This window comes from Shewanella electrica, assembly GCF_022321485.1.
Lineage (GTDB): Bacteria > Pseudomonadota > Gammaproteobacteria > Enterobacterales > Shewanellaceae > Shewanella > Shewanella electrica.
This window is the reverse complement of record NZ_JAKOGG010000452.1, coordinates 1-259: the sequence shown is the minus strand read 5'-3', so window position 1 is coordinate 259 and position 259 is coordinate 1. Positions and strand designations below refer to the sequence as shown.

Annotated in this window: 1 pseudogene; it reads right to left on the bottom strand. The window is 47.9% G+C overall.

The annotated features are described in order from the left end of the window. Positions 1 to 247, bottom strand: a pseudogene (locus L9G74_RS21185) (hypothetical protein); the annotation flags it as partial. Positions 248 to 259 lie beyond the last annotated feature (12 nt).

Sequence of the window (259 nt, the reverse complement as noted above, 5' to 3'; positions counted from 1 at the left end):
GGCAGTGGGTTTTGAAATCCTCAACCACAAAATCTTTGTACCAACTGTCCAGCACACGTTTCGGCGCCGCCTCACTGTAATCTTCTACATGACGCGCCACCCCTTTTTGGTGTTGTTCAAAATAATCTAACCACATTTTGGTGCGGGTCGACTCAGCTTGGTCGTTTAATCTATGGTACACCTGGGCCATTTCGAGATGACATTCGGCCACAAAATCGATTACTTCACGCATTTGTTGGATACGCATTCGGCACCCTCC